The following is a 7,327-nucleotide window of genomic DNA, read 5'->3' as shown; positions in this document are numbered from 1 at the left end:
GGTCGGGGAGTCGGGCTGCGGGAAATCGACGGTGGCGCGGATCGCCGCCGGGCTCCTGCCGCCCAGCGCCGGCCGCGTGCTGATCGACGGGCAGGACGTCGCCGAACGGCCCGCCGCCGAGGCGCGGGCCGCTAGGCTGCGCGTGCAGATGGTCTTCCAGAACCCCCACGCCAGCCTGAACCCGCGCTTCACCGTCGAGGAGATCGTCGGCGAGGCGGTGCGCTACCACCGGCTGGTGCCGCGCGCCGCGCTGGCCGAGCATGTGGCGGCGCAGCTTCTGCGCGTCGGCCTCGACCCGGCGCTGCGCCACCACCATCCCCACCGCTTCAGCGGCGGGCAGCGCCAGCGCATCGGCATCGCCCGCGCGCTCGCCGTGGGGCCCGACCTGCTGGTCTGCGACGAGCCGGTGACCGCGCTCGACGTGTCGGTGCGCGCCGGCATCCTCAACCTGTTTCTCGATCTGCGCGACCAAGACGGTCTGGCGATCCTGTTCATCAGCCACGACCTGTCGGTGGTCGGCCACATCTGCGACCGGGTGGTCGTCATGTATCTCGGCCGCGTGGTCGAGGAGGGGCCGGTGGACGCCCTGTTCGAGCGCCCGTGCCACCCCTACACCCAGGCCCTGCTGGCCGATTCCCGCCGTGCCCTGCCGGATGGCGTGGCGCCGGTGCGCGGCGAGGCGCCGTCCCTGGCGCAGCGGCCCGCCGGCTGCCCCTTCCACCCGCGCTGTCCGGCGGCTCGGCCGGACTGCAAGCGTGAGGTGCCGGCGTTGCGTGGGGTGGGGGAGGGGCATCGGGTGGCCTGTCTGCTGGCGGGGTGAGCGGTTCGAAAGGGTGGAGTGGTTGCCCCCACCCTTCCCACGACTGCGCCGCGGGCCCCTTCCCTCCCCCGCTCCGCAGGAGAGGGAAATTTAGTCCCCTCCCCTGCGAAGCGGGGGAGGGCTAGGAGGGGGCAAGCCCCCGCTCCCGCAGACTGCCGAAAAGAGCCGATGTCCTTCTACCTCGTGCAATTCCTCAGCGGCCTCGCCACGGCGGCGACGCTGTTCCTGGTGTCGTCCGGGCTGACCATCGTGTTCGGCGTGACGCGGATCGTGAATTTCGCGCACGGCTCCTTCTACATGCTGGGCGCCTATCTCGGCTGGACGCTGGTGGAGCGTTGGGGGACCACGCCGCTGGGCTTCTGGGGCGCCGTGGCTGCGGCATCGCTGGCGGTCGGGCTGCTCGGCGCGCTGATGGAGGTCGGGCTGCTGCGCCGCCTCTACCGCTCGCCGGAGCTGTTCCAGCTGCTCGCCACCTTCGGCGTGGTGCTGGTGGTGCAGGACGCCGCCTCCTGGATCTGGGGGTCGGAGGATCTGCTCGGCCGGCGGGCGCCGGGGCTGCGCGGCTCCGTCGAAATTCTCGACCAGCCCTTCCCGCTCTACGACCTCGTGCTGATCGGGCTGGGGCCGCTGGTGCTGGGCCTGCTCTGGCTGCTGTTCAACCGCACGCGCTGGGGCACGCTGGTTCGCGCGGCGACTCAGGACCGCGACATGGCCTCGGCGCTCGGCGTCGATCCGGCGCGGCTGTTCACCGGGGTGCTGTTCCTGGGGTCGGCGCTGGCCGGGCTGGGAGGCGCGCTCCAGGTCCCGCGCGAGGCGGTGAACCTGCACATGGACATGGCCATCGTGGTCGAGGCCTTCGTCGTCGTCGTGGTCGGCGGCATGGGCAGCCTGACCGGCGCCTTCGTCGCCTCGCTGCTGATCGGGCAGTTGCAGGCCTTCGGCATCCTGGTCTTCCCGCAGATCACGCTGGTCCTGGTCTTCCTGTTCATGGCGGTGGTGCTGGTGATCCGCCCCTACGGGCTGCTCGGCCGCGCCGAGGACGCGCCGCCCACCGCCGCCAGCCCCGGCCCGCCACTGATCGCCGCGGCCGGCGCGGCGCGCTGGGCGCCCGCCCTGCTGCTCGCCCTGCTGGCCGCGGTGCCGCTGGTCGCCGGCGACTACGCGCTGATCGTGTTGACCGAGGTGGTGATCCTGGCGCTGCTGGCGGCCAGCCTGCATCTGCTGATCGGGCTGGGCGGCCTCGTCTCCTTCGGGCACGCCGCCTATTTCGGGCTGGGCGCTTACGGCGCGGCGCTGCTGGTCAAGCATCTGGCCGCCCCCATGCCGCTGGCGCTGGCCGCCGCCCCGCTGGTCGCCGGGCTGGGCGCGCTGGCCGCCGGCTGGTTCTGCGTGCGGCGGTCGGGCCTCTACTTCGCCATGCTCACGCTGGCCTTCGCGCAGATCGTCTGGTCGGTGACCTTCCAGTGGTACGGCTTCACCGGGGGCGACAACGGCATCCTCGGCGTCTGGCCGCCGGACTGGGCGGCGGGCAAGGCGGCCTATTACTGGCTGACCCTGGCGCTGTCCGGGGGCGCGCTGCTGCTGCTGCGCCGTGCCGCTTTCGCGCCCTTCGGCTACACGCTGCGCGCCGGGCGCGACTCCGCGCTGCGCGCCGAATCGGTGGGCATCGACGTTCGGCGGCACCAGTGGCTGAGCTTCGCCCTCGCCGGCTCCGCCGCCGGGCTGGCCGGCGGGCTCTACGCCTTCGCCAAGGGCAGCGTCTTTCCCACCCTGATGGCCGTTCCTGTGTCTGTGGACGCGCTGGTCATGGTGTTGATGGGCGGCATCCAGACGCTGAGCGGCCCGGTGGTGGGTGCGGCCCTGTTCCACCTGCTGGAGACCGAAGCGATGAGCCGGACCGACTGGTGGCGGCTGGTCCTGGGCGCCGTCATCCTGGTGCTGGTGCTCGCCTTCCCCAAGGGCGTCGCCGGCTTCGTCCGCGACCTGTGGACCCGCGGGAGGGACTTATGAGCCGCCGCCTCTCTGTAGAAAATCTCCAACGGGCCTTCGGCGGCGTGCAGGCCGTGCGCGGCGTGTCCTTCGCGCTGGACGCCGGGGAGGTTCTGGCGCTGATCGGGCCGAACGGCGCCGGCAAGACGACCTGCTTCAACCTGCTGAACGGCCATCTGCGGCCCGACGCTGGGACGGTGCGGCTGGACGGGGTGGACATCGTCGGTCTGCCGCCGCGCCGCATCTGGCGGATGGGCGTCGGTCGCACCTTCCAGATCACCGCCACCTTCGCCTCGATGACGGTGCGCGAGAACGTGCAGATGGTCCTCCTCTCCGTCCACAGGCGCCTGTTCGGGCTGTGGGTCCCGGCGGCCTCCGGGTTCCGCGACGAGGCGATGGCCCTGCTGGAGCGCGTCGGCATGGGCGCACAGGCGGAGCGGCCCTGCGGCGTGCTGGCCTATGGCGACCTGAAGCGCGTCGAACTCGCCATGGCGCTGGCCGGCGCCCCGAAGGTCCTGCTGATGGACGAACCCACCGCCGGCATGGCCCCCGGCGAGCGGCAGGAGCTGATGGCGCTGACCTCCTCCCTCGTCCGCGAGCGCGGCCTCGCCGTTCTGTTCACGGAGCATGACATGGACGTCGTGTTCGGCCACGCCACCCGCATCATCGTGCTCGACCGCGGCCAGCTGATCGCCGAGGGCACGCCCGACGCCGTGCGCGCCGACCCGCGGGTGCAGGCCGTCTATCTGGGAGGTGCGGCATGACCGGCCAGCCCCTTCTGAGCGTTCGTGGGCTCCAGGCCTGGTACGGGCGCGCCCACATCCTGACCGGAGTCGATCTGGCGGTGGGTCGGGGCGAGGTGGTCGCGCTGATGGGCCGCAACGGCGCCGGCAAGACGACGACGATGAAGGCGATCATGGGCCTGCTCGACCGGCGCTCCGGCGCGGTGGCCTTCGACGGGCGCGAGGTCTCCGGCCTGCCGCCGCACCGCATCGCGCGGCTCGGTCTCGGCTATGTGCCGGAGGACCGCCGCGTCTTCACCGACCTGACGGTGGAGGAGAATCTGGAGGTCGGCCGCCAGCCCCCCCGCGACGGAGCGCCCCACTGGACGCCGGAGCGGCTCTACGCCCTCTTCCCCAACCTCGCCGAGATGCGGGGCCGCCGCGGCGGGCGGATGAGCGGCGGCGAGCAGCAGATGCTGACGCTCGCCCGCACGCTGATGGGCAACCCGTCGCTCCTGCTGCTCGACGAACCGTCGGAGGGGCTGGCCCCGCGCATCGTGCAGCAGATGGCCGACGCCCTGCGCGCCCTGAAGGCCGAGGGGCTGTCGATCCTCGTGTCCGAACAGAATCTCGCCTTCGCCGCCGCGGTCGCCGACCGCGCGAGCGTCATCGAGAAGGGGCAGATCCGCTTCGAAGGCCCGATGCGGACGCTGCTGGAGGATGAAACGGTGCGCCGGGCCTATCTGGCGGTGTGAGGGCTGGCGGTGTGAAGACTCACACCAGCATGTCGAGGACGCGCTTGGTGTTCTCCTGCGCGACCTGCATGACCTTGACGTTGGCGGCAAAGTCGGTCTGGGCCGAGGAGAGGCTGACCACCACCGCTGGGTCGAGGTTGCCGGCGGCGAGTTGCGCGCCCGCCTCGTCGGCGCGGGACTGGGCGCCCTGAAGCCCCGCTAGGGCCGAGGCCTGGGCGTCGGGCAGGGACGGCATCCGCGGTGCGCCGAGCGCGCCGATGTCCATGGTGGAACCCCTCGATTGATCGGCGACCAGCGTACCCCTTTTTCGTCGGAAAAGCGATGGGGACCCGCCTGTGGGGACCGGCGGGCTGGTTCAACCCTCCGCCAGCCAGACGACCAGACGGTCGAGAAAGGCGCCGGCCTCCGCCGGGTCCTTCAGGCTCCATCCGGCGGCGCTGGGGGCTGGCGGGTCCATGACGCGGATGCCCACTCCCCGCCCCTCTCCACGCGCCGCCAGGGCGCGGAAGGCGTCCTCGTCCGTCTCGTCGTCGCCGAGATAGAGCGGCAGCGTCTCCGGTCCCGCCAGACCCAGGGTGTCGAGCAGCGACAGGACCGCCTTGCCCTTGTCCCAGGGGACGTTGGGCCGCAACTCGTGGATCTCCTTGCCGCCGGTGACGCGCAGCTCCGTAAAGGCCACAGCAACGTCCTGCACCGCGTCGCCGACCGACGCTTTGTGGTCCGGGACCACCCGCCGGGTGTGGATGGCAATGGCGAAGCGCTTGCGCTCGACCAGCGCGCCCTCGACCCCGTGCAGGCGCCGCAGCAGGTCTGCTTCGGCCGCGTCGAGGGCGCCCAGATACTCCTCGCCGATCTGGGTGCGCAGGCCCGGGCCGCGGATGTCGAAGCCGTGGCTGCCGGCGTAGATCAGATCGTCGATCCCGACATGGCGGGCCACATCCTCCAGATCACGCCCGCTGACCACCGCCACCGGGCACAGCCCGGCCAGCCGCCGGATCACCGCGCGCACGGACTCGTCGAGGATCGCCAGATCGGGCCGCTCCACGATGGGCGTCAGGGTGCCATCATAGTCGAGGAAGACGGCGGGCCGCCGGTCGCCCAGCATCGCCGCGAAGGCGTCGAACCGGACGAGCGCCGACGGCTTGCCTTCGGTGGAAGCAGGGGGGTGCTGGTCGGTCACGGGCGCTCTCCTTCGTGTCCGGGGCATCGTCGGTGGGCGCTGTCGCGCCGGCGCATGATCGGAACAACGGGCAAGCGCGCCATCAGGTCCGGATGCGTTAACCAACGACGTTATCGCACTCGATACGATTGTGACTCTTCGGTCACAGCGACCCCGGAAAAAGCAACGGCCCCGCAAGGGGCCATTGCTTCGGGGTTTTCACCCGCCTGAGATCTTTGTTAATTTTGCAGCGCAGCAAGAGATTGCTGCTTCGCCCTTCTTGGGCGTTTCCTCCCTAAACTCAGGCCGCTGTTCGTCAGCGGCCTTTTTTCTGCCAGAAACCTGTCCCTTCTGGCAATCCCTAACAAACACCATACCCCAACAAATCCAGCGGCATAATCCGCACAGATGAAAGGGTTTTGCCCCCACGACGCGCTCTTGCGCCGTCGGCCCCGCCGGGTTTTCCTGTCGGCCCACCGCCGATCCCCGCCGCAACCACCGGGTGCCGACTTGAATCACGCACACAGCCCCGCCGACGACCGGCCGCTCAAGGCGCTGGTCAACGCCACGCTCCATACCGGCGACTCGGTGCTGGCGGGCGCCGCCCTGCTGATCGACGGCCCGGCCATCGCCGCCATAGTCGCGCCCGAGGCGATTCCGCCGGAGACCGAGGTGATCGATCTGGGCGGCGGCATCCTCGCCCCCGGATTCATCGACCTCCAAGTGAATGGCGGTGGCGGCGCGCTGTTCAACGACACGCCCGATCTGCCGACGCTGCGCCGCATCGCCGAGGCGCATCGCCGCTTCGGCACCACCGGCCTGCTGCCCACCCTCATCACCGACTCGGCCGAAAAGCGTGGCGCCGCCGTCGCCGCGGTGCGCGCCGCGCTGGCACAGGGGATGCCCGGCGTGCTCGGCATCCATCTGGAAGGCCCGCACATCGCGCCGGAACGCCGCGGCGTCCACGACGCGCGCTTCATCGCGCCCCCCGACGCGGACGACCTCGCCCTGCTCGGCGGCCTCTCCGGCCTGCCGGCCCTGGTCACGCTGGCGCCGGAGGCGGTTCCGCCGGAGCCGATCCGCCGGCTCGCCGCCGCCGGCCTGCGCATCGCCGCCGGTCACAGCACCGCCACCTGGGCTCAGGCCAAGGCCGGCTTCGCCGCGGGCATCACCGGGGTGACCCACCTGTTCAACGCCATGAGCCCGCTCGGCTCCCGTGAGCCCGGCATGGTCGGGGCCGCGCTGGAGGACGATGCGGTCTGGTGCGGGATCATCGTCGATGGACACCATGTCCATGACGCCTCCGTCCGTCTGGCCTGGAAGGCGAAGGCCCCCGGCCGGCTGTTCCTGGTGACCGACGCGATGCCGCCGGTCGGCACTCCCGAAGATCACCCGGCCGGCAATTTCCAGCTCTACGGCGAGGACATCCGGGTGGAGGACGGGCGTTGTGTCACCGCCGACGGCACGCTGGCCGGTTCCGCCCTGGACATGGCGATGGCGGTGCGCAACGCCGTGGAACGGATCGGCATCCCGCTGGACGAGGCGCTGCGCATGGCCTCCGCCTACCCGGCCGATTTCATGGGGATGGCGGGACGGCGCGGCCGCATCCGGCCCGGCTTGGTCGCCGACCTCGTGCATCTCGACGAGCGGCTGCGGGTGCGGGCGACCTGGATCAGCGGCAAAATGGCCGTTCCGTGAAACACCCCCTGCACGCACGCGCAAATCTGTCGTATAGAGGCCGCAGAATTTTGACCCTCATACGCAGCATCGAGGAGATTTACCCATGGACATCGCCCTGATGGTTCTGGCCGTCGTGTTCTTCTTCTGGCAGACCGTTTCCGAGTGATCGGGGTCCGGACATCCGGACAAGCGAAAGGGCGGC

Annotated in this window: 7 protein-coding genes; 5 read left to right on the top strand and 2 right to left on the bottom strand. The window is 71.1% G+C overall.

Annotation, left to right across the window (positions count from 1 at the left end):
- From ACWPXE_RS21370 to ACWPXE_RS21355, 4 genes are all read left to right on the top strand, one after another.
- On the top strand, nt 1-820 hold an 820-nt coding region (locus ACWPXE_RS21370; RefSeq protein WP_454019379.1), incomplete at its 5' end, for an oligopeptide/dipeptide ABC transporter ATP-binding protein.
- Nucleotides 821-988: 168 nt separating this feature from the next.
- A complete protein-coding gene (locus ACWPXE_RS21365) occupies nt 989-2,830 on the top strand; it encodes an ABC transporter permease (RefSeq protein WP_454019378.1) in 1,842 nt (613 codons plus the stop codon).
- On the top strand, nt 2,827-3,573 hold the full coding sequence (locus ACWPXE_RS21360) for an ABC transporter ATP-binding protein (protein ID WP_454019377.1): 747 nt from the start codon (nt 2,827-2,829) through the stop codon (nt 3,571-3,573). The genes ACWPXE_RS21365 and ACWPXE_RS21360 overlap by 4 nt, the downstream gene beginning before the upstream one ends.
- Entirely contained in the window at nt 3,570-4,286 is a 717-nt protein-coding gene (locus tag ACWPXE_RS21355; RefSeq protein WP_038526759.1) for an ABC transporter ATP-binding protein, read from the top strand. The genes ACWPXE_RS21360 and ACWPXE_RS21355 overlap by 4 nt, the downstream gene beginning before the upstream one ends.
- A gap of 19 nt (nt 4,287-4,305) precedes the next feature.
- On the opposite strand, the gene ACWPXE_RS21350 is transcribed toward ACWPXE_RS21355, so the two are convergent.
- Nucleotides 4,306-4,551 carry a hypothetical protein gene (locus ACWPXE_RS21350; protein WP_454019376.1) on the bottom strand — a complete coding sequence of 82 codons (246 nt, stop codon included), beginning with the start codon at nt 4,549-4,551 and terminating at the stop codon, nt 4,306-4,308.
- Between the two features lie 90 nt (nt 4,552-4,641).
- Nucleotides 4,642-5,466 carry a trehalose-phosphatase gene (otsB, locus tag ACWPXE_RS21345; protein ID WP_454019375.1) on the bottom strand — a complete coding sequence of 275 codons (825 nt, stop codon included), beginning with the start codon at nt 5,464-5,466 and terminating at the stop codon, nt 4,642-4,644.
- Between the two features lie 489 nt (nt 5,467-5,955).
- Here otsB and nagA point away from each other — a divergent pair, with 489 nt between their 5' ends.
- A complete protein-coding gene (gene nagA / locus ACWPXE_RS21340) occupies nt 5,956-7,143 on the top strand; it encodes an N-acetylglucosamine-6-phosphate deacetylase (protein ID WP_454019374.1) in 1,188 nt (395 codons plus the stop codon).
- Nucleotides 7,144-7,327 lie beyond the last annotated feature (184 nt).

This window comes from Azospirillum sp. Marseille-Q6669 (assembly GCF_965111635.1).
The sequence above is the reverse complement of the archived record's forward strand: the minus strand, read 5'-3'. Positions and strand labels throughout refer to the sequence as shown.